This window comes from Pedobacter caeni, assembly GCF_900129215.1.
GTDB lineage: Bacteria > Bacteroidota > Bacteroidia > Sphingobacteriales > Sphingobacteriaceae > Pedobacter > Pedobacter caeni.
Window position 1 is genome coordinate 41,443 of sequence record NZ_FQUQ01000003.1, and the last position, 26,014, is coordinate 67,456.

Annotated in this window: 24 protein-coding genes; 17 read left to right on the forward strand and 7 right to left on the reverse strand. The window is 39.7% G+C overall.

Annotated elements, in window-relative coordinates:
- Positions 1-10 precede the first annotated feature (10 nt).
- From BUC20_RS14785 to BUC20_RS14795, 3 genes are read left to right on the forward strand one after another with little or no spacing between them, the layout of a single operon-like run.
- Positions 11-835, forward strand: coding sequence for a glycosyltransferase family 2 protein (locus BUC20_RS14785; RefSeq protein ID WP_073231886.1), 825 nt, complete (start codon positions 11-13; stop codon positions 833-835).
- 23 nt (positions 836-858) lie between these two features.
- A complete protein-coding gene (locus BUC20_RS33710; RefSeq protein ID WP_143166818.1) occupies positions 859-1,584 on the forward strand; it encodes a hypothetical protein in 726 nt (241 codons plus the stop codon).
- A complete protein-coding gene (locus tag BUC20_RS14795; protein WP_073231888.1) occupies positions 1,581-2,384 on the forward strand; it encodes a glycosyltransferase family 2 protein in 804 nt (267 codons plus the stop codon). Before BUC20_RS33710 ends, BUC20_RS14795 begins: the two co-directional genes overlap by 4 nt.
- Positions 2,385-2,483: 99 nt before the next feature.
- On the opposite strand, the gene BUC20_RS14800 is transcribed toward BUC20_RS14795, so the two are convergent.
- The 5 genes from BUC20_RS14800 to BUC20_RS14820 are packed head-to-tail and all read right to left on the reverse strand — an operon-like array spanning position 2,484 to position 7,811.
- Positions 2,484-3,452, reverse strand: coding sequence for a glycosyltransferase (locus tag BUC20_RS14800; RefSeq protein WP_073231889.1), 969 nt, complete (start codon positions 3,450-3,452; stop codon positions 2,484-2,486).
- An 8-nt stretch (positions 3,453-3,460) separates the two neighbouring features.
- Positions 3,461-4,378: a glycosyltransferase family 2 protein gene (locus tag BUC20_RS14805; RefSeq protein WP_073231890.1), complete on the reverse strand. Its 918-nt coding sequence runs from the start codon at positions 4,376-4,378 to the stop codon at positions 3,461-3,463.
- A gap of 28 nt (positions 4,379-4,406) precedes the next feature.
- Entirely contained in the window at positions 4,407-5,207 is an 801-nt protein-coding gene (locus BUC20_RS14810) for a glycosyltransferase family 2 protein (protein WP_073232672.1), read from the reverse strand.
- A complete protein-coding gene (locus tag BUC20_RS14815; protein WP_073231891.1) occupies positions 5,194-5,979 on the reverse strand; it encodes a glycosyltransferase family 2 protein in 786 nt (261 codons plus the stop codon). Before BUC20_RS14815 ends, BUC20_RS14810 begins: the two co-directional genes overlap by 14 nt.
- A gap of 8 nt (positions 5,980-5,987) precedes the next feature.
- Positions 5,988-7,811: an ABC transporter ATP-binding protein gene (locus tag BUC20_RS14820; protein WP_073231892.1), complete on the reverse strand. Its 1,824-nt coding sequence runs from the start codon at positions 7,809-7,811 to the stop codon at positions 5,988-5,990.
- Between the two features lie 142 nt (positions 7,812-7,953).
- On the opposite strand from BUC20_RS14820, the gene meaB reads away from it, so the two are divergent.
- The 6 genes from meaB (at position 7,954) to recG (ending at position 14,821) form a co-directional block, all read left to right on the forward strand.
- Complete coding sequence (gene meaB / locus BUC20_RS14825; protein ID WP_073231893.1) at positions 7,954-8,856, forward strand: methylmalonyl Co-A mutase-associated GTPase MeaB; 903 nt, start codon at positions 7,954-7,956, stop codon at positions 8,854-8,856.
- Positions 8,857-9,807: 951 nt separating this feature from the next.
- Positions 9,808-11,136: an OmpA family protein gene (locus BUC20_RS14835; protein ID WP_073232673.1), complete on the forward strand. Its 1,329-nt coding sequence runs from the start codon at positions 9,808-9,810 to the stop codon at positions 11,134-11,136.
- 76 nt (positions 11,137-11,212) lie between these two features.
- Complete coding sequence (locus tag BUC20_RS34395) at positions 11,213-11,353, forward strand: DUF6728 family protein (RefSeq protein WP_317042787.1); 141 nt, start codon at positions 11,213-11,215, stop codon at positions 11,351-11,353.
- Positions 11,354-11,409: 56 nt separating this feature from the next.
- Positions 11,410-11,796, forward strand: coding sequence for a RidA family protein (locus BUC20_RS14840; RefSeq protein WP_073231895.1), 387 nt, complete (start codon positions 11,410-11,412; stop codon positions 11,794-11,796).
- Positions 11,797-11,814: 18 nt separating this feature from the next.
- On the forward strand, positions 11,815-12,711 hold the full coding sequence (locus BUC20_RS14845; RefSeq protein WP_234994521.1) for an EamA family transporter: 897 nt from the start codon (positions 11,815-11,817) through the stop codon (positions 12,709-12,711).
- Between the two features lie 4 nt (positions 12,712-12,715).
- The gene (gene recG, locus BUC20_RS14850) at positions 12,716-14,821 is read left to right on the forward strand and encodes an ATP-dependent DNA helicase RecG (protein ID WP_073231897.1); all 2,106 of its coding nucleotides are present in this window, start codon (positions 12,716-12,718) and stop codon (positions 14,819-14,821) included.
- 6 nt (positions 14,822-14,827) lie between these two features.
- Here the strand turns inward: recG and BUC20_RS14855 are convergent, their stop codons facing one another.
- A complete protein-coding gene (locus tag BUC20_RS14855; RefSeq protein WP_200800964.1) occupies positions 14,828-16,045 on the reverse strand; it encodes a serine hydrolase domain-containing protein in 1,218 nt (405 codons plus the stop codon).
- Between the two features lie 280 nt (positions 16,046-16,325).
- Here BUC20_RS14855 and fumC point away from each other — a divergent pair, with 280 nt between their 5' ends.
- The 5 genes from fumC to BUC20_RS14880 all read left to right on the forward strand — a co-directional run bounded on the left by fumC (position 16,326) and on the right by BUC20_RS14880 (position 20,097).
- Complete coding sequence (fumC, locus tag BUC20_RS14860) at positions 16,326-17,723, forward strand: class II fumarate hydratase (protein ID WP_073231898.1); 1,398 nt, start codon at positions 16,326-16,328, stop codon at positions 17,721-17,723.
- A 19-nt stretch (positions 17,724-17,742) separates the two neighbouring features.
- Entirely contained in the window at positions 17,743-18,237 is a 495-nt protein-coding gene (locus BUC20_RS14865) for a fumarate hydratase (protein WP_073231899.1), read from the forward strand.
- A gap of 75 nt (positions 18,238-18,312) precedes the next feature.
- Positions 18,313-19,065 carry a S1/P1 nuclease gene (locus tag BUC20_RS14870; protein ID WP_084528930.1) on the forward strand — a complete coding sequence of 251 codons (753 nt, stop codon included), beginning with the start codon at positions 18,313-18,315 and terminating at the stop codon, positions 19,063-19,065.
- Positions 19,066-19,070: 5 nt separating this feature from the next.
- Positions 19,071-19,517 carry a low molecular weight protein-tyrosine-phosphatase gene (locus BUC20_RS14875; protein ID WP_073231901.1) on the forward strand — a complete coding sequence of 149 codons (447 nt, stop codon included), beginning with the start codon at positions 19,071-19,073 and terminating at the stop codon, positions 19,515-19,517.
- Positions 19,518-19,539: 22 nt separating this feature from the next.
- The gene (locus tag BUC20_RS14880; protein ID WP_073231902.1) at positions 19,540-20,097 is read left to right on the forward strand and encodes a DUF1543 domain-containing protein; all 558 of its coding nucleotides are present in this window, start codon (positions 19,540-19,542) and stop codon (positions 20,095-20,097) included.
- 363 nt (positions 20,098-20,460) lie between these two features.
- Here BUC20_RS14880 and cphA read toward each other — a convergent pair whose 3' ends face one another.
- Positions 20,461-23,076 (reverse strand): cyanophycin synthetase, encoded by a 2,616-nt coding sequence (gene cphA, locus BUC20_RS14890; protein WP_073231904.1) that lies wholly within the window; start codon positions 23,074-23,076, stop codon positions 20,461-20,463.
- A 271-nt stretch (positions 23,077-23,347) separates the two neighbouring features.
- Here cphA and BUC20_RS14895 point away from each other — a divergent pair, with 271 nt between their 5' ends.
- The 3 genes from BUC20_RS14895 to BUC20_RS14905 all read left to right on the forward strand — a co-directional run bounded on the left by BUC20_RS14895 (position 23,348) and on the right by BUC20_RS14905 (position 25,913).
- Positions 23,348-24,223 carry a cyanophycinase gene (locus tag BUC20_RS14895; RefSeq protein WP_073231905.1) on the forward strand — a complete coding sequence of 292 codons (876 nt, stop codon included), beginning with the start codon at positions 23,348-23,350 and terminating at the stop codon, positions 24,221-24,223.
- Between the two features lie 143 nt (positions 24,224-24,366).
- Positions 24,367-25,209, forward strand: coding sequence for an isoaspartyl peptidase/L-asparaginase (locus BUC20_RS14900; protein ID WP_073231906.1), 843 nt, complete (start codon positions 24,367-24,369; stop codon positions 25,207-25,209).
- Positions 25,210-25,229: 20 nt separating this feature from the next.
- The gene (locus BUC20_RS14905) at positions 25,230-25,913 is read left to right on the forward strand and encodes a tetratricopeptide repeat protein (protein ID WP_073231907.1); all 684 of its coding nucleotides are present in this window, start codon (positions 25,230-25,232) and stop codon (positions 25,911-25,913) included.
- Positions 25,914-26,014: the final 101 nt, after the last annotated feature.

The window sequence follows — 26,014 nt, forward strand, 5'->3', positions numbered from 1 at the left end:
TAATTATTAAATGCCAGATGGGGTGGAGCAGTTGAAAATTTCAATAGTAACAATTAACTATAACAATGCCGGAGGATTGAAGGAGACGATTCAGTCGGTTGTTGATCAAACCTATGGTAACATTGAATATATCATAATCGATGGGGGATCAACGGATGGCAGTAAGGAAATTATTGAGGATCATAAGGACCGGATTCACTATTGGGTAACTGAAGCAGATGAAGGTATTTATAATGCCATGAACAAAGGAATTCAGGCAGCTAAGGGAGAATATCTTCTTTTTCTGAATAGCGGTGACCTATTGATTGATAAAGAAATCATATCAGAAGTTGTAGCAACTTCACCTACGGAGGATCTGATTTATGGAAATTTACGTTGTTTAAATCGTCCGGAGGGAGAAGAGTGGTATCCTTCAGCTGAACTTACATTTGAGGTCTTTTATACATCGACAATTCCACATCCCTCAACCTTTATCAAAAGAGAGCTATTTAAGCGTGTAGGATTATACAATGAAAAAAATGCCATTGTGTCTGACTGGGAATTCTTTATGGTTGCTACCTGTAAATATAACTGTACCTATCAGTATATAAATAAATTCATTTCAAAATTTATCGACGGTGGAATCAGTTCTGATCCAAGAAATTTGCCAATCGCGATAAAGGAAAGAGAAGATGCCTTAAACAGACATTTTTCTTATTTCCTCGCTGATTACAAACGACATGCTTTGATACTACATGCATTTAAAAAGATCGAATACTTCGCTAAAGCCCGTATATTTGTCAAGAATATTTTTAGATCAAAAAAGAAAGGAAAGCTTTCGTCTCCATTGGTATGACAAACAATTACATCGCCTTTAGCTTGTGGGGAGATAAAGAAATTTATACTGCCGGAGCCATAAGAAATGCAGAAATGGCTGGAGAGATATACAAAGATTGGAAGGTAGTTGTATATTATGATCATACGGTTCCGAAGCCAGTTATTCTGCGTTTAAATGAATTGAATGTCATTCTGAAGGATATGACCGGCTCTGGGATCTATGGCGCATTCTGGAGGTTTACTGTGGCCGATTTGCCTGATAGTAAATACAATATATTCAGAGATACAGATTCACGATTATCTTTACGTGAAAAGCTGGCGGTGGATGAATGGATGAAAAATGGAGATACACTTCATCTGATGAGGGATCATCCGTTTCATCTCTTGATTCCATATGGTGCAACATCACCTTCTATTCTAGCAGGAATGTGGGGGATTAAAGGAGGAGCTTTTGAAATGACTAAAGCAATAAAGGAGTTTTGCATGAACAAAGATGATTATTATGGAATTGACCAGGCATTTCTACAGGACGTATATACAAAATTCAAGAACTCCATAACTGTTCATGATGATTTTTTTGAAAAAAAGCCCTTCCCCTCCAAGAGATCAGGTGATCGTTTTGTAGGAGAAAGAATTGGTGAAAATGAATTGCCTGCTGGGGATGAATGGAAACAAATTAGAATATACAATAAAACACATTATCCTTCGGTATTCAGGCGGTTTAAGTCATGGGCTTTGAGTATTTTCACACAACCGTTAAAGAAATGACCTATAGTATAATCGTGCCGACGTTTAATTCGGCGAATACAATTCAGGAGTGTCTGCATAGCATCTTGAATCAGAGTTGTGAGGATCTGGAGATTTTGATTAGCGACGGAGCTTCCACGGACGCGACACGGGAGGTTGTTGAAAGCTTTAATGACAATCGAATCAAGTTCTTTTCAGAGCCTGATAAAGGAGTATATTTTGCAATGAATAAAGCAATAGGCAGGGCATCGGGCAAGTGGCTGTTGTTTATAGGAAGTGACGATACCCTATATACGAATAAGGTTCTTGAAGAAATGAAAGGTTATCTGGATAAGACTGACGCTGGTATGGTATATGGGAGTGTTAAAATTGTGGGTAGTGCCCCCTGGGCAGAAGATGGGGAAATTTATAGAGGAGAAACTCCGTTGACGACACTATTGGTAAACAATATCTGCCATCAGGCTATTTGTTATTCAAGAGAAGTTTTTAATTCCCGCAGTTCATACAATACAGATTACCCGATATGTGCAGATTACGATCTTAACCTTTTCTGTGCCTCAAGATATAAGTTGGAATATGTTCCTGTAATCTTGTCCAATTTTAAAGCAGGAGGACTGAGTTCGCTGGTCGATGATCCTGTCTTTAGGAAAGAAAAATGGACTAATATTGTCAATTATTTTGGAGAGAAATTATTTGATAAGAGTTTCCAGCCCCATCGGAAGTCAATAAGGAAGACGATCCCATTGTTTCTTAAGAAAGCTGAATTTAGAAATGCCCTTCTGGCAATGAGGCTATATTTGTATTATAGACGGAAAAAATAACCTGCTTTTAAAATGCCAGGTTCAGGCTGACTCAGATGAACACACTTAATTTTTGTTGGATGGAATTATCCCCGGTAAGGACAATTGCACCTGAAAAACTCACTCTTTTATAAATGCTTTGATACGTGTGGTAATGGAATCTGGTCCTTTTCGGAACGGAAGGAGGTAAAATAACGTATCTCGTGCTTTCTCAGCTCTTTTCTTTGAAAAAGAGAATAAGTAGTTGATTGGGGCTATTAAAAGCAATGCCAGCCAGATATCGGGTCTCCCTTCCGTCTTTAAAGTCGCTCTCATTGCAGCGTAATACTTTCTCAGTATTACATACGCATCTTCAAAACCTTTCATTAATTTCTCATCTCGGAAAGAGGTAGTCAGCTTAAAATCCGGAATGAAATGCTGATAAACTAAAGCAGCGTCATAATATAGATCATAGCCTTTAAGCACTAATCGAATACAATATTCTGTATCTTCTGCAGAAAGGATATTTTTCTCTTTATATTCCGGTAGAAAGGAGGGATAGGTTTTATACATTTCGAGGTACAACGATTTTCTGGTAGATAAGCCAGCACCCCATAGCAGCTTTCGGGACTTTAGGATCCCGGTTTTGTTGGCCTGTGGGCCAACTGCATAAGCTGAATGATAATTCTGAAACCATTCAGGGAGTGCTGCTCCAGCTGTTACAGGAATTCCCTGCCCGCCAATAGCAGCAACCTTAGGCATGGTTTCTAAAAGCGGATAGACTGTCTTTACATAATCCGGTGCCAACCAGTTGTCGTCATCACAGATAATCAGATATTCATAACGTGCTTCCTTTATGGCATGTTGTAAAGCATATAACTTCCCTGGTTTGGGTTCATTGATGGTTTTAAAAGATACCTCAGGAAGGTTGTATTTATGCCATTCCTGTTCGGAAAATTCAGATGATTCATCTGTTGAGGCATTGTCGGCAAGTATGACCTCCCAGGCAATTTCGCCAGGGACTGACTGCCTTGCAATATGACCTATGGTATCGCTTAACCGATCCACACCATTAAAAGTGCAGATGATGATTGTTATTCCTTTGTTCATTGAATCGCTTACTTTTTATGCCTATAGGCAGCCCAGATTGCCGAAGGCAGAAACTTAAATATATTGGTTTTGGAGGAGAGAGGATTGCTGAATAAGGGTTTGATCAGTGCTTTATTTATCGGGTCAATGGTCTTTCTTACTTTCCAGAATTCTTTATATTGTTTTTTGAAAGCAAGTGCATATATCTTATCATTAATGAGCTGCTCCTTATACATCCAATTGATAATTCTTATTTCCTCGATGAAATTGAGTCCACTTTTGAAGGCTTTGCCGCTTACATCTTTGTCATGTTTTCTGAAATAATTGAGTACTTTTCCACTAATATGGGTTTTGCCCTGTCTTGCAACCTCGATCCAGAAAAGCCTGTCTCCGGAAAACTTGAAAGTGGTGAAGTCCCTTGCAACCTTTTTAAAGGTCTCTCTTTTGAAGATGGCCATACTGGCATTGTAAATAGATACCTTTACAGCTAGATAATCCTGAATAAAAGTATTGCTATCGACTACTTCAGATAAATATTTATGACTCGATTGCCATTTTATCTTGTTCTCTCCATTAATGTAATACATCTGACAATAACTGATGACACAGTCCTTATCTTTTTGAATGCCTTCAATCAAATCTTCAAGAAGAGATGGTTCACACCAATCGTCACTCTCGGCAATCCATACATACTTCCCCTTTGCAAGATTAATTCCTTTTTCCCATTGTAAAAATGGACTGCCGCTATTTGTTGTATTGAAAACGATATGGCTGATTTTTGGATGTTGAGCATAGCTTTCTATCACCTCTTTACTATTATCGGTAGAGCAATCATCTAAAATGATTACCTCGAAATCCTGAAAGGTCTGGGCTAGAACAGAGTCTATTCTTTGCTTTAAATAAGGAGCATGATTGTAATTGGGAATTATAACAGAGACAGCTATCATTGCGTTGAATTCTTAGTAGAATAATTATTTAAAGGTATTGAGAGAGTCCAAATTTACATGTTTTTGTATGATTCGCGATGGCGTTTTTAAGTATAGCATCATTTGTGTTTAATTGCTGCCTTTGTGCTTCAGGATGATAGATGTGAAAAGTAACTGCGCCAAATTTTAATATTCTTTTTTTTATTCCTGAATTAGATAACCTGACTGCGAGCTCGCTATCTTCTCTGCCCCATCCAACAATAGCTTCATTGTAGCCATTAACCTTGACAAGGTCAGCCTTCCAGAAAGCCATATTACAGCCTCTGACATACATTATATTACTGGATTTATATCGTTCCGCAAGAAATTCACGTAGCGTTGGTATCCTTAGTCCGTTAGAGAAATTTGTAATCCCTTTTGAAAAGACAGAAACCTCTATTTTATTTTCACTTACCAGTTTGGTAGAAAGTTGTGGAGACATTTGAACCCTGGTTCCCGAAACAAAAGCTCCTGTCCGATTAAATGACAGGTGATCCGCGATGAAGTGTTTCTCTAACACCAGATCGCCATCTATCTGAACAATATATTCCATTTTCGCTTTAGCAATGGCCTTATTTCGAATTTTAGACAGCTGAAAACCTGTATCTTCCTGCCATACATGGATTAGTGGTACTTTGAATTGTTGCTGATATTGGGTGATGATGTTTTTGGTCGTCTCAGTGGACCCGTCATCAGCAATAATGATTTCATCTGGCATGATGGTTTGCTGAAGAATACTTTTTAAGCATAATTCCAAAGCTTCAGGCCAGTTGTAAGTCGTTACAATTAGTGTGAGACTAGGATTGCGCATAACCATTTATACAAGTTTTTAGTTTATTTTTAAGGGTGTTTCTGACTGCTTCAGCATGTTTACCCTCGTTTGACCGGGATGCTTCTTTGTGTGATAGATGAAATTGAACTGCCCGGAGTTTAATTCCTTTTTTTAACTTTCCTGTATTGATAAATCTTGCTGCGAGCTCTTCATCTTCATGCCCCCATCCCTGAAGGTCATTGTCGTATCCGTTAACCAGGACATAATCTGACTTCCAAAAGGCAAGGTTACTTCCTCTGACACTATTTGAGTTTCTTTTTTTCTTTTCAAAAAGAAAAGAAAGTAGGGGGAAACGAATGGCATTAAATCTATTGATAATACCTTTGGATAAAAAGCAAAAATCGATCTGTGTTGTCCGGTATAGCTCAGGGAGTCTGTCCTGATGGATATGTGCCCGGGTTCCTCTTACAAAAACGTCTTTCTCGGCAACGTGGTTATGATCTTTAATGAAGTGCTTTTCAAGGATCACATCTCCGTCTATCTGAACGATATAGTCCCCCGAAGCTTCTTTAATTGCTTTGTTAACAATGATAGATTTTCTAAAACCAAGATCTTTATGCCAGATATGAACCAGTGGAACAGGAAAATCAACCCGCATGACTTCAATTAAAGACTTGGTATCTGGTCCTGAACCGTCATCAGCAATCAGGACTTCAACGGGAAGCTGTGTTTGTTGCTTAACACTAAGCAAACATAACTTAAGTGCCTCAGGCCAGTTGTATGTAGATATAATCAGTGATATTTGGGGCATAAGATGAGCTAGCTGGTGAATGTTTGCATATCTATCAGTCGCCTGTATAATCCATCGTTGTTCATTAGGGTAGAATGGTTCCCTGATTCCACCACTTTTCCATTTTCTATTACAAGAATCTTGTCTGCATGTTGGATTGTACTTAGCCTGTGTGCAATAATAATCGAGGTTCTGTTTTCCATTAGCTTATTCAGAGCATCCTGTACCAGTTTTTCAGATTCTGTATCCAGTGCTGATGTTGCCTCGTCCAGAAGCATAACAGGTGGGTTGGCCAGTACGGCACGGGCGATACAAATCCGCTGTTTCTGACCACCGGATAATTTGCCGCCCCTGTCTCCAATATTGGTCTCATAGCCATCTTCGGTATTCTCAATGAAATCATGAGCATTGGCAATCTTAGCTGCCATGATTACTTCATCCCTGCTTGCGTCTGGTTTTCCGAAAATGATGTTGTTGTAAATGCTATCGTTAAATAGAATAGACTCCTGGTTTACCGTTCCCATTTGTTCTCTAATGCTGTTTAACGTAACATCTTTTAAATTGTGATTGTCTATAAAGATATTGCCGGATTTAGGGTCATGAAATCTCGGAATAAGGTCTATGATTGTACTTTTACCACCGCCGGAAGGGCCAACAAGTGCTACAGTCTGCCCCTTCTCTACTGTAAATGAAAGATCTGTCAGGATTTCACGATCTCCATAATTGAAATAAACGTGTTCAAAACGGATGGATTCATTAAAACCTTTCAATGGAATGGCATCTTTCTTATCTACCATCTCAGGCTTGGTATCGACCAACTCTAAGACCCTTACCCCAGCGGCAATTCCAGAATGAATTGAACTAAATGAATCTGTTAAAGCTTTAATAGGTTGCATCACCTGGGAAAACATGGCAATGTACACGAGGAACTTGGAGGGTGTAAGGTCTCCCTGGGCCCTAAGTATCATAGTGCCTCCATACAACACAATAAAAACTACAACCAATACACCAAGAGTCTGAGAAACCGGTGAAGCAAGTTGCTGCCTGCGTGCCATTTTTTTGTTCAGATTTGAGTAAAAGACGTTTTCATTATGAAACTTGCTTTTTATTCTTTCTGTGGCATTAAATGCCTTAATAATACGGATGCCACCTAAAGCTTCATCTAAAAATCCGATCATTTTGGCAAAGCTTTCATGCGACTCCATTGCTTGCTGTTTTAATCTTTTAACAATCTTGCTAATGATGAATCCGGAAACCGGGATGACAAGCAATGAAAACAAAGTAAGTTTTACAGAAATTGAGAGTAATACACCAATATAAAAGATCAATTGTAACGGCTCTTTAAATACAACCTGTAAAGTACTGGTAACTGTTCCTTGTACTACTTGAACATCTGAGGCTACTTTAGAAATAATATCGCCCTTTTTTTCATTACTGAAATATCCGATATGAAGGTCCATGACATTATTAAATACGGCTTTACGTAGGTTAAGTAAAGTGTGAACCCTTAAATCCTCCATAAAACGCTGGGAAAGGTAGCGGAAAAAGTTGGCCAGGAAAACACAGCCTACGATTACTGCACAGACGATTTTTAAAGTATATTCTTTTCCATAGGTTACAATTGTATAATTCACATAGGCATTAAACTTGCCTACAGGATCCCAGTCCGTAGATTTATCTGATAAAAGCGAAATTGTGCTGGATTTAGAGGTGAAAATCGTTTCCAGTAGAGGGCCTAACAAAGTAAAAAGAAAAGTGTTGAAAAATATGGCCAATATCGTTACAAGAATATATGGAATAGCGTATTTTTCTATTGGCTTTGCGAATGTTAAAAGTCTAAAATAGGTCTTCATTAAAAGTTTGAAATTTTTCAAAGATACTGATTTGTTAGCTTGTTCGCAGAAATGCCGTATGTTTCCCTCTTTAGCTGACTTTAAACAGAGTGAATGAGGCTCAAATAAAATACGTTTATTTGTAAAAAATAATACCGAAAGAATGAATTCCCACTTATCTCTTCTTGTTAAAATTAATGAGCATAACTTTAACGCATTAGCGAGGGTCCTCACCTTGGTGGAAAATGATCTGGAAGGGAGTAGTGAGCTATTAAAAGCACTTAATATTGATCAGGCTGTTCCGGTGATTGGGATTACCGGCCCTCCCGGAGCAGGGAAAAGCACATTGGTAAATGCAATGATCGAGCAGTTAAGCAAGCAGGAGAAAAGGATTGCCGTAATTGCTGTAGATCCGACCTCTCCTTTTAATCTGGGCTCTCTTTTGGGCGACAGAGTTCGGATGTCGGCTCATTTTAATAAGCCAAATGTGTTTATCCGGTCCGTTGCCACCAGGGGCTCAGTAGGAGGGCTATCTGCAAAAATTATTGAATTAGTGGACGTGTTAAAATCTGCTGGTTTTGATTATGTAATCGTGGAAACCGTTGGTGTGGGTCAATCAGAAATAGAAATAGCAGGGTTGGCTGACATTACAGTAGTCGTGCTGGTTCCAGAAGCCGGTGATGAAATTCAGCACATCAAATCCGGGCTGATGGAAGTTGGGGATGCTTTTGTGGTTAATAAATCAGATCGTGATGGTGCCGATAGTTTCGCAAGCAACTTAAAAAAAATGGTGCGCGACCGGCATGAGTATATCCCTGTTCTGAAAACTATTGCAGATAAGAATGTGGGAATTGATGAACTGCTGGACTGGATCACTAAAGCAAATCATCGTGATCAGCATCGTCGTTTGTACCTATATACGGAGAAAGCATACCGGCTGATTCAAAACCTGAGGATGAAGGATATAGAAAAACAAGATCTTCAGCAACATATAGCTAAAGCGATGAAGGCCGGTGATTTTAGTTTGTACCAATTCGTAGATCATTATTTGAATCCGGTAACTTAAGGCCGACTCATTTTGAGTACAGTTGGTGTCAATTGTAATTTTTTCCAGTGTTCTGGCTTCTTTTTATAAAGAAAAGAACCTTACCAGTTTATATCTTATACTAAGATAGTGGTCATATTCTCACCAGAATGATCTATCTGGGAGATTTTGGGATTGCTTCCAGGAGTCGTCTCATGACGAGTGGATATACCGTTGGGCCCGTCTCATGCAGGTCCTTGTTTTGACAGATATTCTCCAAAACCACTTCTGCCGTTTTGAATAAACAATGGACGCCAGACACGATAGGTTATCTTCGGAGCGACTATGTTAATTCTTTTGGTATAGTTGAAAACTTCTTCCCCAAATTCTTCAGGAATAAATTTTTCGGCATGTTAGTCGTCCTAAAATTTATAGAAATCTTATGGGCCACTTTATTTAATATGGATGTATTCCTGGGAGTTAAGATGGGAAGCCGATGTCTGAAATGGTTGTAGTATCATTTTCGAAATTGCCATAGCTGATATTTAAAGAAGTGAAGATGTTGATTCCTCTGAGCTGGCAGCAGTCTATAATTGTCTTTTAAAAAGGACTTTTTTGTCTGAAGGAATAGGACAATTCCTGTCAAATGGTGACATGGCATGACGGATTATCCTGATTGAAAATGACTAGTGTATAATTTACACCACAAGTATAGTGTTTTTATGTTAAGGAATTGTAATCAATAATATTATTTGTTATCGTATTGGTTTTCAGTGGGTTTTGGTTGTTTTAAAGCCAATGTGAAATCTGCATTGTATATTCTCCTGCTAGATAATATTGACCTGAATAAGCGCCATAGTTAGGTAATTAGTGACACTTTTTAAGTTTGGAACGGAGTTTGTGTAGCTATTGTGAGAATTTAAAAATTTGTTTAATTTTGCTACACAAAAAAATTATACAATTAAAATTTGTTTAACCTTAAAAAAGAAAATTATGAATTATTCTACTTTAAAAAAGGGTCTTGCAGTCTCTTTCGTAGCATTAATGGGAGCAACGACTCTTGCTAGTGCACAAGATGCTCCAGCGACTTCTTCTTCAGCCAAGGTATTTGGTGGAAGAGCACAGTACAGATCATGGTCAATCGGTGTTAACGGTGGTGTTTTATCTCCATTTGTTGCTATCGGTGGATCAAATGATTTCAGTAACTTCGATGTAAACTTAGGTTATGGTATTTCATTGAGAAAACAACTAGGTCATGCATTCGGTTTAGAAGGTAACATTTTCCGTGGAAAAGTTTCTGGAACTAACAAAGATATGCCAGGTGGTGCTGTTAACGGAATCAAAGAATTTGAAACTGAAATGCAGTATGCAGTAGATTTAAGAGGTGTTGTTAACGTAGCAACAGTTGACTTTTTACGTCGCGAAAACTCTGTAAACTTCTTCGTAACTGCTGGTTACGGTTTAGTAGCTTACAATCCTAAAGTTAACGGTGTTGATCAAAAAGGTAAATGGGGTGAAAAAGGAGATAAAGATTTCGTAAAAGAAGCTTATATCCCTGTTGGAGCTGGTGTTAAATTTAAAGTATCTGACCGTGTGTCATTTAACTTAGGTTACACTATGCACTTCATCGATGGAGACAATTTTGACGGAGTATATGCTAAAGCAACTACTAAAGATAAATTCTCTTACGGATATGCTGGTCTTGAGTTCTCTCTAGGTTCTAAATCTAAACCAAACCTTGACTGGGTTAACCCACTTGCTTTAATGTATGATGAATTGAAAGATCCTTCATTACGTCAAGAAGTTGAAGCTTTGAAAACTCGTGTATCTAACGTTGAACAATCTGTTGAAGCTTTGAAAAAAGATTCTGATGGTGACGGTGTTGCTGATCAATTCGATAAATGTCCAGGTACTCCTGCAGGAACAGCAGTTGACGGTTCAGGATGTCCTCTACCTAAAGTAGAGACTGTTGTAGCCCCAAACGCTAGCAATGTAACTGGTTTCGAAACTATCCAGTTTGAATTCAACAGTTCAGTTTTAAAAACTGAGTCTTACCCTACTTTAGATAAATTATCTTCAGTATTGCGTGAAAACGGTGGTAAAGTAACTGTAAACGGTTATGCTTCAAGCGAAGGTACTGCTGCATACAATGTGAAATTATCTAAAGACAGAGCTAACTCTGTTAAAACTTACTTAGTTAACTCTGGTGTTAACGCTAGTCAAGTTGTAACTAAAGGTCATGGTGAAGCTAATCCAATCGCTTCAAACGATACTGAAGAAGGTCGTATCCAAAACCGTCGTGTTGAATCTGCTAGAAACTAATTATTTCTAAGTAAATATTAAAAAAGAGGGCTTCAATTTGAAGCCCTCTTTTTTTTATTCCTACATTTGTGATGGTATGTATCTATTCAGAAAAAAAGACCCAAACAGGCCCAGTAATATCAATTTGAAAATCATGCATGTGATCAATGCCATCGCGATTACAGTTTTTTTGGCTGGGATCCTTTGGAAAATAATTGACTGGCTTTTTCTGAAATAAATATATCCGGGAACAACCGCAATCCCTGAACTTAAGACGAAATAAAAAACATAAAGATGAAGCAGATATTTAACACCAACAATGCCCCGGCGCCAATTGGTCCTTACAGTCAGGCAGTAAAAGCGAATGGTTTCTTATTCTTATCAGGCCAGATTGCGATTAATCCACAAACAGGAGAACTTACTCAATCTTCTATCTCTGAGGAAACTCACCAGGTAATGAGAAATATTAAAGCGGTATTGTTAGAGGCTTCCTATAATTTTAATGATATTGTAAAGACCACTATCTTTCTAACGGATATGGAATTGTTTACAGAAGTGAATGAGGTTTATGGCTCCTATTTCGAAAGCAGCAGTAATTTTCCTGCACGCGAAACCGTTGCCGTTAAAGGATTGCCAAAAGGAGTGAATGTTGAAATCTCTATCATAGCGTGTAAGGGCTAAGTTTTGGGGAAATCAAATTTGAGGTACTTCTTTGCAGGAGTCTTGTCATTTGCCATTTGGGGATTTTTCTCTATACCGCTGAGAAACCTCAAATCCTTTCCTTCTCAGGAAATTCTTTATTACCGGATCTTTACCTCCATGGTCTTTCTGTGGATAGCAATCCTGGTATTCAGAAAAAAGCAAATCAAAAAAGATCTTGATTATCTGTCCGGTTTGGGCAGAAAAGAGAAGCGTGTAGTAGGCCTGCAACTCCTGGCCTCTACTGTTTTATTAACCTCAAACTGGTATACCTATATCTATGCAGTAAATAATGTCAGTTTGCAGTCGGCAGCTTTTGCCTATATGGTTTGTCCCTTAATTACTGCTTTTGGAGGGTTTGTCCTACTTAAAGAACACTTGTCGAGGTTAAAGCTAATTTCTCTGGCCATTGCATTGCTTAGTATCATTCTACTGGCTACAGGTTCTTTTGTGGAGGTAATGTGGTCTGTGGTGATTGCTTCTTTATATGCTTTCTATCTGATCATACAACGCAAAATGCAACACCTTGATAAGCTGAATGTATTGGCCGTTCAGATCGGTCTGGCTGTTTTACTGATGTTGCCTTTTTATTTCTTTCAGCATGGTGACGTTCCTTCAAGCTCCTGGTTTTGGGGTAATATTATCGTAGTTGCTGTATTATTTACCATCATTCCGTTGTTTTTAAGTTTATATGCATTGATTGGTATTCCCTCCTCAACGTTGGGGATTATCATTTATACCAACCCTATTATCGCTTTTACAGTCGCCATCCTGTACTTCAATGAACATGTGGATTCCAATAAGCTACTCGCATACCTGTTGTTGCTGATCTCTGTAATCGTCTTTAATTGGAGTATACTAAAAGATATACTTACATTTAAGAAAAAAAACATTTAAAGCCTTGTTTGCTGCTACTTTAGATACCACGATCGAATATCTTAAAGGCGTAGGGCCTAAACGCGCTGAACTTTTACAAAAAGAGTTGCGCATTTATACCTATGATGACCTGTTGAATTACTTTCCTTTCCGGTATATTGACAGGACGAGGTTTTATAAAATTAATGAATTGGATACCGACCTTCCCTATGTTCAGATACTTGGACGGATCACAGGAAAAGAGCAGATCGGAGAAAAACATAAAAAGAGAATTGTTGCCCGCCTCACAGATGAAACGGGATCTATTGAGCTCGTTTGGTTTCAAAGCTTAAAGTGGGTAGATGAAAATGTTTCCCGTGGAAAGGTGTATATCGTCTTTGGGAAACCGACAGCCTTCAATGGCTCTTTCAGTATCTCTCATCCTGAACTGGAAAGCTATCCAAGACCAGCCACGATCACTGGAAATCTTAGGCTGCAGCCGGTCTATAATTCTACGGAAAAGCTAAAGAAGTTCTTTCTTGACAGTAAGGGGATTCAGAAATTACAAACCCTGGTAATCGAACAACTACTTCCGGAAGTAAAAGAAAGTATACCGGCCTATATACTGGATAAATACCAGATGGTCACTAAGAAGGAAGCACTTTTGAGTATTCATTTCCCAAGGGATGTAAAAGCGTTAAAAGGAGCCGAGCGGAGATTGAAATTTGAAGAGTTGTTCTTTATTCAGCTTCAGTTGTTGCATAACAAACAGATCAGAGAATGGAAGTTCAAGGGGCATCAGTTTAATGCCGTTGGAGAAGCTGTAAATACTTTTTATAAGGAAATACTTCCCTTTGAGCTCACTGGTGCTCAGAAGCGCGTAATTAAGGAAATCAGAATGGATACCCAACGGGGAATTCAAATGAATAGACTGGTACAGGGAGATGTGGGGAGTGGTAAAACTGTAGTTGCATTAATGAGCATGTTGCTTGCTATTGATAATGGCTATCAGGCTTGTATGATGGCGCCTACTGAAATTCTCGCCAGACAGCATTATGAATCAATAGCTTCACTGTTAGATGGACGCTTGGCCAAAGTCGCGATTCTGACAGGAAGTACGACTAAAAAACAGCGAACCAGGCTTCATGAAGAGTTGGAGGCTGGAGCGATCGATATCCTGGTCGGTACACATGCTTTGATTGAAGATAAGGTGGTATTCAAAAATCTTGCTTTAGTAGTCATTGATGAACAACATCGCTTTGGCGTAGAACAGCGGGCTAAACTTTGGCGGAAGAATGTCGTTCCTCCCCATATTCTGGTGATGACTGCAACTCCGATCCCAAGAACTTTGGCAATGACTTTGTACGGGGATCTGGATGTCTCTGTGATTGATGAGTTGCCGGTTGGAAGAAAACCCATTGAAACCAGACATCTATATGAAGGACAACGACTGCGGATGTTTGGATTCATGAAGGAAGAGATTGCTAAGGGACGGCAGGTATATGTCGTATATCCTTTAATCAAGGAGAGTGAGAAACTGGATCTGCTGCACCTGGAGGCGGGAGTAGAGCAAATGAGTTATCAGTTCCCGAGACCCGATTATCAGATTAGCATTGTGCATGGAAAGATGAGCAATGCGGATAAACAGTTTGAAATGCAGCGTTTCATCGAAGGGAAAAGTCAGATTATGGTGGCCACCACGGTGATTGAAGTAGGAGTGAACGTACCCAATGCTTCCATCATGATTATTGAAAATGCAGAGCGTTTTGGCCTGTCTCAGCTACATCAGCTAAGAGGACGGGTAGGCCGGGGAGCTGAGCAATCGTATTGCATCCTGATGTCTGGGAATAAGCTAAGTGCAGATGGCCGGCTGAGACTGGATACCATGGTGAAAACAAATAATGGCTTTGAAATCTCTGAAATAGACTTGCAGCTACGAGGGCCTGGAGATATTACAGGAACACAACAAAGTGGGGTATTGGAACTGAAGCTTGCTGATCTGGCTACGGATCAGCTGATCTTACAGGAGGCAAGAACAACGGTCATCAATATTCTTGAGGGAGATCCAAAGCTGGAGCTCCCGGAAAACAGCTTATTGAAAACATACCTCGCCAGAAGAAGCAGAGGTATTGCTTTCGATAAAATATCTTAAATAGGTTTAATCTTCATCACTTCCCGGAAGTGATCCTGAGCCAGAATAAGCACCTTTTCTAATAATCGGCATCCCCAGGTGCTTATACAAATCATCTAAGTGCATCAGGCTTCCATTGGTTAAATTCCCTAGAAATATAACAACGATGTTCTTTTGAAAATCACGTACATAGATATGTCTGAATCCATGCCACCAACCAGTATGATAAACGACTTTTCTGCCATTTTCTCCATCAAACATTCTCCACCCATAACCGTAATTAAAATGACCGTTAATAGGTTTGTTGTGTCCTTTGTATGCAGAATCCAGACTTTCTTTTTTCAGGAGACGGCCATTTTTCAAAGCTTTATCATATAAAACCAGGTCATGTAATGTACTGTAAATTCCTTTGTCACCAACAGGGCCATCCAGGAAATTTTGAACGACTGAATATCTCCAGGTGCGGTCATGCCCGACCACGTCAACAGGGATCTTAGGATAAACTGTAGTAGAGTATACATGGGTATGCTTCATACCTGATGGTTTGAAGATGTTCTCCATCATATAATCAGCATAAGGTTTACCCGTTATCTTTTCAATGATGGCAGCCAATACCATATAATTGGAATTGTTGTAATGAAAGCGAGTGTCAGGCTTTGCATAACGGTTGGGCTTATGCTCCGCAATGAGGTTCATCACATCATTATTGCTCATCGGTTTTTTCTTATCTTTCCATATTCCATCCGAAAAATAAACATAGTTCATCATTCCGCTACGATGGGTCAGCAGCAATTTAATGTTGATGCCTTCATAAGGGAAGTTCGGGTAGAATTTCTTTACATCATCTGTTAAGTGCAATTTCCCTTGTTCTACCAGTTGCATAATTGCGGTTCCGGTGAAGGTTTTGGTTACAGAAGCAAGTTCAAATTCTGAATTTATCTTCAGACTATCGCGGTGCAGGTAATCTGCCCATCCGATTGCTCTTTCATAAAGAATTTTGCCATCTTTTGCCACCAGCATGTTCCCGTTAAATCCATATTTCTTATGTAGGTTTTCCACAAAATCAGCAATGAATTTATCTCCTTTGGCAGGATTGTAAACGAGTAGGAGACTGTCGGCTTTGTCGTCCTCTGCTGTACGTTCCTTACTTGGTGTGGTGTGGGCTGCATTTTTCTTCGAATTGGAGCAGGCAAAAAACAAAAAAGTGGCCATTGAAGCCACGGCTAAAATATTACGATAATTCATGAATAATAAAATACTTTTAAACGCCCGAAAAATAAGGAATATTAAGGCTTTAAACGCAAAAGAGTTTTAAACATTGTTGATTAGGAGCTTTGTTTTCAGAATGTTTTGTTTTTTTAGCTCATGTAATGCTGTAGATCCGTTTTTATGGATGGATAAAAAACTCAAACTAAGGCGCTCCGGCGGTTTTTTCTCTTTTTTTGAACTGTATTAAACATCTGACAATAATGGCGCTTTTAAAAGTATAAAAAGCCTAAATTTGCGAAATAAAATATTTAACACTATGAATTTTAGAACCGAACACGATACCATGGGTGAAGTGCAGGTACCTGCCGATAAATATTGGGGGGCTCAGACTGAACGTTCACGAAATAATTTTAAAATAGGGCCTGAGGCATCTATGCCAAAGGAGATTATACATGCTTTTGGTTACCTTAAGAAAGCTGCTGCTTTAGCAAATACAGAGTTAGGAGTATTGACTTCAGAAAAAGCGGATTTAATTGCAAAAGCCTGTGATGAGGTTATTGCCGGTGCTTTGGACGAACAATTTCCTTTGGTGATCTGGCAGACCGGTTCGGGAACACAAAGTAACATGAACGCGAATGAAGTAATTGCTTATCGTGCACATGTTTTAAATGGAGGTAATCTTGCAGATGAAAAAAAGGTGTTGCATCCCAATGATGATGTCAACAAATCTCAGTCATCCAATGATACTTACCCTACCGCAATGCATATTGCAGCTTACAAACAAGCTGTTGAAATTACCATCCCTGGATTAGAAAAACTGCGCAATACTTTGGATAAGAAGGTCGCAGAATTCAGCTCCATCGTAAAAACAGGACGTACCCACTTCATGGATGCAACGCCCCTGACTTTAGGACAGGAGTTCTCAGGATATGTTCAACAAATCGACAATAGTATCAGAGCGATCAAAAATGCATTGGTCATGATCAGCGAGCTGGCCCTTGGCGGTACAGCTGTCGGCACAGGACTAAATACACCGAAAGGATACGATGTTCTGGTCGCTAAAAAAATAGCTGAGCTAACCGGACTTCCTTTCGTAACTGCTCCGAATAAATTTGAGGCATTGGCTGCACATGATGCGATGGTGGAATTGTCTGCGGCGTATAAACGTACTGCAGTTTCTCTGATGAAAGTGGCCAATGATATCAGAATGTTAAGCTCAGGACCCCGTTGTGGGATTGGTGAAATCATCATTCCTGATAATGAGCCGGGATCTTCTATTATGCCGGGTAAGGTTAACCCGACACAACCGGAAGCATTGACCATGGTTTGTGCTCAGGTGATGGGAAATGATGTTACCGTAGGAATTGGTGGAAGTAACGGACATTTTGAACTGAATGTTTTCAAACCGGTGATTGCTGCTAACGTATTACAGTCTGGCCGTCTGATTGGGGATGCTTGTGTGTCATTTAATGATAAATGTGCAGAAGGAATCTTACCTAATCTTCCTGAAATTAAAAAACATTTAGAGAATTCTCTAATGCTCGTGACCGCTCTGAATCCTCACGTGGGGTATGAAAATGCGGCGAAAATTGCTAAAAAAGCACATAAAGAAAACAAAACATTACGTGCTGCAGCTATCGAGCTTGGTTTGCTTACCGGTGAGCAGTTTGATGAATGGGTTCGTCCGGAAGATATGGTCGGAAGTTTAAAATAATAAATAAAAATACCCTAATATGTGGAGATTGATATGTTCCCTTTTGCTCATTTCAGGCCTGTTCGCATCCTGCAGCAGATTGCCTAATGTACAAGGGAAAGGTGAGGCTTTTTTACAGGGTGTTTGGAGTCAGGATAGTATCCCGAGTGCTGGGAAATTGCTGAGTTATACCCAGCATAAATTTAAGTTTACCTGTGATTCATTCTATGTAGACTTAACCACGCATTCCAAGGTAAACTACTATCCTGATTCTTGTTTTAATAATGGCGTTTGGAAAGAATATGCGAAAGGAGTCTATGAGGTCCGTAATGACAGCCTGATTCTGGAAGGGACTTATACCAAAGCCAATTATAAACAAAAGATTTCCGGTTGTTACCAGATTGGGAGATATATCAAAAGCTTTTATATCAAGTCCTTTGAGCCCAATAAGCTGTTCCTTCAAAGTGCAAGTGACCAAAGAGAGTGCAATCTGGTGCTGAAAGAGAAGGTTATTTGTAAGCCTAAAGCGTTATAAATTCATATAAAATATATTCCTGTGAAAATGAAATCAATTAATAAATCATTAAAAGTTGCCCTAACTCTTATAGTAATGGCATATCTTCCTCTTAATGTCAGCGCATGGGGAATGCTTGGCCACAGAATCGTTGGACAGGTTGCCGAATCTCACCTGACAAAGAGAGCACTTAGAGGTGTACAAGGCGTATTAGGAACTGAAAGCCTTGCTATGGCCAGCAATTGGGGCGATTTCATCAAATCTGATACTGCTTACAACTATTTGTATAACTGGCATTTTGTAAACCTTCCGGGGGAGCTGGATAAACAAGGTGTTTTTAATTTCTTAGATGCCGAGCATGGTCCAAATGTTTATAACAAGATCCCTGAAATGGTATCGGTCCTAAAAAATCCGCAAAGCACAGCAGATCAGAAAAGACTGGCCATGCGTATGCTTGTCCACCTGGTGGGCGATTTAAACCAGCCAATGCATACTGCGCGCAAGGAAGACCTGGGAGGAAATAAAGTATATGTGACCTGGTTCGGAGCAAAATCTAACCTCCATAAGGTTTGGGACGAAGGCCTGATTGATTATCAGCAATTAAGCTATACAGAGTATGCTTCTGCTATTAATCACCCTTCTGAAGATCAGCTGACTGCATGGAAAAGCAGTTCCTTAAAAGATTTCGTGTATGGTTCTTACGAAGCTTGCAATAAAATCTATGCAAATACGAAACCTGAAGAAAAGCTTAGTTATAAGTACAATTATGACTTTATCGAGCTCCTGAATAACCAATTGTTAAAAGGCGGAATATGTCTTGCAAATATTCTTAACGACATTTATAGCTAATACAAATGAAAATTTTGATGGTTTGTTTGGGCAATATCTGCCGTTCTCCTTTAGCGGAGGGCATCATGCGTCATTTAGTCGACGAACAAGAGCTAGGCTGGGAAATCGCTTCCGCCGGCACAGGAGACTGGCATGTGAATGAGCCTGCCGACAAAAGAAGTATTTCTGTTGCCCAACGATTTGGCTATGATATCTCTAAACAACGGGCAAGACATTTCAACAGCGCGCATTTTAATCAGTTTGACCGGATTCTGGTTATGGATCAGAATAATTTAAAGGACGTACTCAAGCTGGCTAAAGATCAGGAGCATCGTGATAAAGTTGCTTTGTTTCTACCGGATGATCTTGAGGTTGCTGATCCTTATTTTGATGAGCGACTTTTCGAACCGGTATTTTTACAAATCGAAGAGCGCTGTAAACAACTGATCGAAGAAATAAAAGCTAATCATTAACAAAGACTAAACACCTAATTTCATGCAATCGCCCAAATTATTTATGTTGATGCTTGGCTGCACTCCGCCGCCAAGGCGTATAGAGCAGCACGATATGTTTTTCTCTATCGCAGATTCACTAAAAGATTTAAAACAGGAAATCCTTGATTTCTGGCCGGAGGCCGGCGAGAAAATCCATGTGGATGCCTGGAGGGAAGTAACTGAAGTAGATGGTTATCAGATACAGGTGGTACCCAAAGGGACTACCCCCAATCAAACTAACAGCTTGTTTTTTATGAACCTTGGAGGGTATAAACCTGATGAATTTGATGAACCACATTATAAAATGCTGATTGTTGCTCCGGATAAAGCTTCAGCCATTCAACAGGCAAAACAAACGGCATTCTATAAGCATACAGGATTTGTAGGCGCAACCTCTCATATAGACGATAAATATGGGGTAGATATAGATGATGCTTTTGAAATTGTTGATGTCCTTTCTGAAGAGCTTAAGCTTCAATATGATTTAAAAATTGAGCTAAGTGAAGGGCAACCGAAAGATGAAATTAACCTCGGTTATCTGAAATTTAGTAAAATATAAGACCTTAAAAAAGAGGAGTTTCTTTGAAGACATTCGAATCTTTGCTGAAGGGCAAACCTTCGAATGTCTTCAAAGAAACTCCTCTTTTTTGAAATTCTGCACATCTGTACTGTTCTTTTATGACGTATAAATGTGCGGAATTTTTTGTTTTTGCTAACGAAATCATCACGTTCTTGTGATTTACTTTGCTGCTTTATTGGATGCTTTTGGAAAGCTAAAACCTGCAATTGGTTTGACTTTTTGCTGTCAGCCCTTAATTTCTCAAAAAAAGAAGGCGTTCTAAGAAAAGGCCCAGGAATTTTGCCCCCTTCAGGGCAAAGGTTCCAGCCTTTGAATAGTAATGCCTTCTTTTTTAACAGAAAATTACATTCCGAATTCTTTATCCAGGTAGTCGGATACTTTAACGATTGCCCCATCAATAGTATCACTCAAAATAGTAATAAATGAGCCTGAGCGTGCAGTCGCAATAATGTATTTAAGACAATCTTCTCCACTATTGTTGATGATGATATCCATATCAGGCTTCATCTCGCGAATAGCTCCAATCTGTAAATCAATTAATTCTTGTTGGTTTCTGCCACGTAAGTATTTCTCCTGACAGATAATGATCTTGTCAAACATCTGAGCAGCAATTTTTGCGGTCTCTATAATATCTGAATCTCTTCTGTCGCCGGTAGCTGATATTACGCCAACATGTTCTGTTGCTTCAATGGTTTTTAAATAAGCTTTAATGCCACTATATCCATCCGGGTTATGTGCAAAGTCAACCATGATCTGGAATTCTTTGAATTTAAAGGTATTCATCCTGCCTGGCGTTTGTGCTGCGGAAGGGATAAATGTTTCCAGTGACATGCGGATGTCTTCAATCTTATATCCCCAAAGAAAGGTTGCAAGCGTTGCTGCCAGCACATTCTGAATCATAAAGTCAACACTGCCACCAAAGGTTAAAGGAACATGTGTTACCTTTTCTACCCTGATTTTCCAGTCGCCTTTTTTGATGGTGATATAACCATTTTCATAGATCGCTGCTATTCCTCCTTTTTTGCAATGCTCTACAATCACAGGATTATTTTCATCCATACTGAAGTAGGCAACATTACAATCGGCTGTAGCTGCGATTTTAATACAGTATTTGTTATCTGCGTTTAAGACACCCCAGCCACTTCTTTTTACGGCGCCAATTACTACTCCTTTTACCCTGGCAAGGTCGTCAAGGGTATGGATGTCAGAGATGCCTAAGTGATCTGCCTGAATATTGGTAATTACACCGATATCACATCTGTTGAAGCCTAATCCGGCTCTAAGGATGCCGCCTCTTGCCGTTTCCAGCACAGCGAATTCTACAGTTGGGTCTCTAAGGATAAATTCAGAACTAACAGGGCCTGTGGTATCACCTTTCATCAGCATGGTGTTCTGTACATAGATGCCATCTGATGTAGTAAAGCCAACTCTGGTTCCATTGCTTTTAACAATATGGGCGATTAACCTTGTTGTAGTCGTTTTTCCATTGGTTCCGGTCACGGCGATAATCGGGATGATCGCAGATTTTCCAGGGGGATAAAGCATGTCGATTACCGGGGCAGCCACATTTCTTGGCAGGCCTTCACTTGGAGCAAGGTGCATTCTGAAACCCGGAGCTGCATTTACTTCCAATACCACTCCTCCATTTTCTGTTAATGGTTGAGTCAGGTTCTCTGCCATGATGTCAATGCCACAGATGTCTAATCCAATTACTCTGGAGATGCGTTCACTGATAAATACGTTCTGAGGGTGTACAAGGTCGGTTACATCGATAGAGGTTCCGCCAGTGCTTAAATTTGCGGTAGACTTCAGGTAGACAATCTCTCCTTGTGAAGGTACGGTTTCCAGTGTATATTCTTTTTTTGCCAGAAGGTCCAGTGTGTCGCGGTCGACGGTGATTTCTGTTAATACATTTTCATGACCGTAACCTCTTCTTGGATCTGTGTTTTCCTTGTCGATGAGCTCCTGGATGGTCAATTGTCCATTTCCGGTTACATGTGCAGGAACGCGAAGCGCTGCAGCAACCATTTTATGATCGATCACCAGGATTCTGAAATCATACCCCGTAATGAAACGCTCAATGATCACTTTCCGTGAATAATTTTGCGCATATTCAAAGGCTTCCTTTGCTGCATCATCAGTTTTTACATTGATGGTAGCTCCTTTGCCATGGTTTCCATCAAGGGGTTTAAATACCAGTGGATATCCTACTTTCCTGATGGCATCAGCAAGATCGTTGGGATCTGAAATGGTTACGCCTTTCGCTACCGGGATGGCAGAATCCTGCAACAGCCTTTTGGTTTCATCTTTATTACAGGCAATATCCACTGCTATAGAATTTGTCTTCTCAGTCATGGTTGCACGGAAACGAACTTGATTTTTTCCGTATCCCAATTGTACCAGTGAGCTTTTATTTAACCTGATCCATGGAATCTGTCTGGAGATGGCTTCATCCACAATGGAACCTGTACTTGGCCCAAGTCGTTCCAATTCTCTCAGCTCGCGCATGCGGTGAATATCGTGCTCCAGGTCGTAATCTGTTCCGTTAATCAGCGCTTCTGCGATCCTTACGGATGCTTCCGCGGCATAGAGGCCTGCTTTTTCTTCGAGGTAACTAAATACAACATTGTAAATGCCTTCTGTTTTAGTCTGACGGGTTCTGCCAAAACCTGTATCCATTCCGGCCAGGGTTTGAATTTCCAGGGCGATATGCTCGATAACATGTCCCATCCATGTGCCTTCCTGGATCCTCATCAGGAATCCTCCAGGTGCACCTTTAGAGCAACGGTGTGTATATAGACTAGGTATTAATTTTTCAATCCTTTCTGCAAAACCATCAATCACATTGGTTGGATTTTGCTCCATCTCCTCCAGGTCAAGGCGCATTTGAATTAATTTTTTTCTGTTTATAGACCATATATTTGGTCCGCGTAGCACCTGTATGCCTAATATTTTCATTCTAGATTGGTTATTTTGTGTTGGTAGTGACCATATTATGGGAATTGTTAGCCGCTAATCTTATAAGGTCAATGGAGAGATTAAAGTATAAATATTTTTCGAAAGTTCCACTATTGGCCCGTTAAATGTTAGCAATATATTTTAGACAGGAAATTGCAGGGATTCTAACTCTTCAAAAAAATGTTAATAAGGGTGTATTATTGATAAATAATTCCTTAATATTAGGCTAATGCATATATATTTGGAATTATTGGAAATGTAAAGATTTAAAATGACTCCAAAGGGTAAACTAATAATTATAGGTGGTGCGATTAATACGGGAAGTTTCACAGAGACAACTTTCGGATTGCCCCAGAATATGAACTTTTTTGAAAGAGGTATTTTAAAGAAAATTACGACGGAATCATTAAAGGGGACTACATCTCGTTTTGAGATCATTACTACCGCATCCCTGGTTCCGGAAAGGGTTGGAGAAGAATATATCAAGGCCTTCGCACAGCTGGATGTTCAGGACGTGGGTGTTTTAAACATCAACAGTCGTGAACAGGCAAATTCAGAAGAAAATTGCGCCCGTGTAAAAGCGGCAGATGTGATCATCTTTACTGGCGGAGACCAATTGCGTTTGTCTTCCATATTTGGCGGGACTGCTATTCATCAAATCCTTTTAGATAAATATCAGGATGAACCAGTGGTGATTGCCGGGACTTCTGCCGGAGCTGCGGCGAGTTCTAAGAACATGATCTATCAGGGCAGTAGTAAAGACGCATTGCTGAAAGGCGAAGTGAAGATTACTGGCGGATTGGGCTTTATTGATGGGGTGATTGTAGATACCCATTTTGTTCAGCGCGGAAGGATAGGACGACTTTTATACGCTACAGCCAGTAACCCGGGAATACTTGGGATCGGACTTGGAGAAGATACCGGTTTATACATTTCGAACGGCAACATTATGGAAGCGATTGGTTCCGGAATGGTCATCCTCGTAGATGGTAGAAATATGGCCGATACGAACCTTACCGATGTGGATATGGGGCAACCCGTTTCCATTAATAATATGACTGTTCATGTGATGTGTGATGGTGATATTTATGATCTTACGGCCCATAAATTAACGATTCATCATCCAAAGGTTGTTCCAATAGACTAAATCAATGGAAACATCATCAGCATGCCACCCGCAAACGGTAGTGAGTAGCTGATGATCGCTTTATAACCATTAAACCGAGTTTACGAGTTATTGAGATCCATTGAAAATCAATTAAGAGCACGAAAAAAAACAATTATATTTCAATGAAAATAATCATACATGGTGGTTTTTTTAGTGAGTCTGGCACCAATCAGGAGACTAAAAAAGCAAAACAAGATGCCTTGTCGGCAATTGTAAGTGAATCTCATCATTATTTGCAAACGCATACTGCATTGGAGACTGTCATTTATGCAGTTAGCCTGCTGGAAGACAACGACCTTTTTAATGCCGGACTTGGATCTCAGATTCAAAGTGATGGAAAGGTACGGTTAAGTGCTTCACTGATGGATGGTAAAAGCCAGAAATTTAGTGGCGTGATCAATATTGAAAATGTAAAGAACCCGATTCAGGTATCAGAAAAGCTATTGGATTACGACGATAGGGTTCTGAGTGGGGAAGGTGCTTTAAATTTTGCACGTGACCAGGGCTTCGGCTTTTTTGATCCCATTATTCCACAAAGACAACAGGAATATGAGCAGAAAATGGCTCAGTCCAGCCGGATTGGTACTGTTGGCTGTGTCGCTTTGGATGCCAATGGAGACCTTGCTGCGGCAACTTCCACAGGAGGTAAAGGATTTGAAATCCCATGTCGTGTAAGTGATTCGGCTACTGTTGCGGGGAATTTTGCAAATGAATATGCTGGTATTTCCTGTACCGGTGTTGGTGAAGACATTGTGAGCACAGCGCTCGCTGCGAAGATTGTAACCCGTGTTACTGATGGTTTCAGCTTAAAAGATGCCAGTGATAAATCATTTGCAGAATTGAAATCTTTTGATGGTTTTGCAGGGGTAATTGGAATCTCTTCTAAAGGAGAGGTTTATCATACTGACTCTCATCCTTATATGGTCTGGGCTGCTTTTGACGGTAGTTTACAGGTGTTTAACTAAATTTGTTATATCTTTATCGGATGAACAAAATTTGTTTAGTAATCATTTGCCTGTTATTTTCAGGGAGGGCAATGACACAAACCAATACTTTTCTACCACAAGAGCCTCCGGTGACCAGCGGAGCCATAAATATTGTGACTTCCAGTCTGGAAGAAGCAGATGGAAATACCTATTTCGCTGAGGCCGTAAAGAACGAAAAAAGAGGCGATTTGAATGATGCCCTTACTTTATTCGGTAAAGCAGCCTTCGAATACAACAGCTCTAAACTTTTTGTTCGTTATGGAGAAGCCCTCTTAAGATTGGGAAATGTTCATTTTTTGATGAACCATTACGGAGAAGCGGAGCAGGTAATTCTTAATGTTGCCTTAAAGAATTATTCCAGAATAGGAAGTAAAACCGGACAAATGGAGTCTTATTACCAATTGGGAAGGATTTATTTCGCTGCCAATAAACTGACCCAATCCTTATGGTTTTATACCCAGCAAGGGATTCTTGCGAAACAGGTAAATAACAATAATTCCTATATTGAATCTGTGCTTGGTATTGCGCAGGTAAAAATCAGGAAGAAAGAATATACCCTTGCCTTAAGGGATATCAACAGAGCCGAATTATTGGCCAAGTCTTCAAATAACAATCAGTTCAAAAATAAGATTAAAGAAGTAAGAGCGCTAATTCCTTCTAAGATAGGAGCTAAGAAGTCCTGATTAGCAATGTGAAATTATCCTGTGCCTCTTGTTTTTTGTATAGAATTTTTAATTACTTTTGATAAGTTTACAGAAAAGAGACGGTAATATTACTGTCTCTT

Excerpts from the sequence above, each read along its gene's own strand:
- cphA (WP_073231904.1), bottom strand. The coding sequence starts at position 23,076 with ATGAAAATATTAGGCATACAGGTGCTACGCGGACCAAATATATGGTCT.
- BUC20_RS14815 (WP_073231891.1), bottom strand. The coding sequence starts at position 5,979 with ATGCCCCAAATATCACTGATTATATCTACATACAACTGGCCTGAGGCA.
- BUC20_RS14880 (WP_073231902.1), top strand. The coding sequence starts at position 19,540 with ATGCAATCGCCCAAATTATTTATGTTGATGCTTGGCTGCACTCCGCCG.
- BUC20_RS14875 (WP_073231901.1), top strand. The coding sequence starts at position 19,071 with ATGAAAATTTTGATGGTTTGTTTGGGCAATATCTGCCGTTCTCCTTTA.
- BUC20_RS14870 (WP_084528930.1), top strand. The coding sequence starts at position 18,313 with ATGGCATATCTTCCTCTTAATGTCAGCGCATGGGGAATGCTTGGCCAC.
- BUC20_RS14905 (WP_073231907.1), top strand. The coding sequence starts at position 25,230 with ATGAACAAAATTTGTTTAGTAATCATTTGCCTGTTATTTTCAGGGAGG.
- BUC20_RS14795 (WP_073231888.1), top strand. The coding sequence starts at position 1,581 with ATGACCTATAGTATAATCGTGCCGACGTTTAATTCGGCGAATACAATT.
- BUC20_RS14835 (WP_073232673.1), top strand. The coding sequence starts at position 9,808 with ATGAATTATTCTACTTTAAAAAAGGGTCTTGCAGTCTCTTTCGTAGCA.
- fumC (WP_073231898.1), top strand. The coding sequence starts at position 16,326 with ATGAATTTTAGAACCGAACACGATACCATGGGTGAAGTGCAGGTACCT.
- BUC20_RS14855 (WP_200800964.1), bottom strand. The coding sequence starts at position 16,045 with ATGAATTATCGTAATATTTTAGCCGTGGCTTCAATGGCCACTTTTTTG.
- BUC20_RS14865 (WP_073231899.1), top strand. The coding sequence starts at position 17,743 with ATGTGGAGATTGATATGTTCCCTTTTGCTCATTTCAGGCCTGTTCGCA.
- meaB (WP_073231893.1), top strand. The coding sequence starts at position 7,954 with ATGAATTCCCACTTATCTCTTCTTGTTAAAATTAATGAGCATAACTTT.
- BUC20_RS14820 (WP_073231892.1), bottom strand. The coding sequence starts at position 7,811 with ATGAAGACCTATTTTAGACTTTTAACATTCGCAAAGCCAATAGAAAAA.
- BUC20_RS14895 (WP_073231905.1), top strand. The coding sequence starts at position 23,348 with ATGACTCCAAAGGGTAAACTAATAATTATAGGTGGTGCGATTAATACG.
- BUC20_RS14900 (WP_073231906.1), top strand. The coding sequence starts at position 24,367 with ATGAAAATAATCATACATGGTGGTTTTTTTAGTGAGTCTGGCACCAAT.
- BUC20_RS34395 (WP_317042787.1), top strand. The coding sequence starts at position 11,213 with ATGTATCTATTCAGAAAAAAAGACCCAAACAGGCCCAGTAATATCAAT.
- BUC20_RS14805 (WP_073231890.1), bottom strand. The coding sequence starts at position 4,378 with ATGATAGCTGTCTCTGTTATAATTCCCAATTACAATCATGCTCCTTAT.
- BUC20_RS14785 (WP_073231886.1), top strand. The coding sequence starts at position 11 with ATGCCAGATGGGGTGGAGCAGTTGAAAATTTCAATAGTAACAATTAAC.
- BUC20_RS14810 (WP_073232672.1), bottom strand. The coding sequence starts at position 5,207 with ATGCGCAATCCTAGTCTCACACTAATTGTAACGACTTACAACTGGCCT.
- BUC20_RS14840 (WP_073231895.1), top strand. The coding sequence starts at position 11,410 with ATGAAGCAGATATTTAACACCAACAATGCCCCGGCGCCAATTGGTCCT.
- BUC20_RS14800 (WP_073231889.1), bottom strand. The coding sequence starts at position 3,452 with ATGAACAAAGGAATAACAATCATCATCTGCACTTTTAATGGTGTGGAT.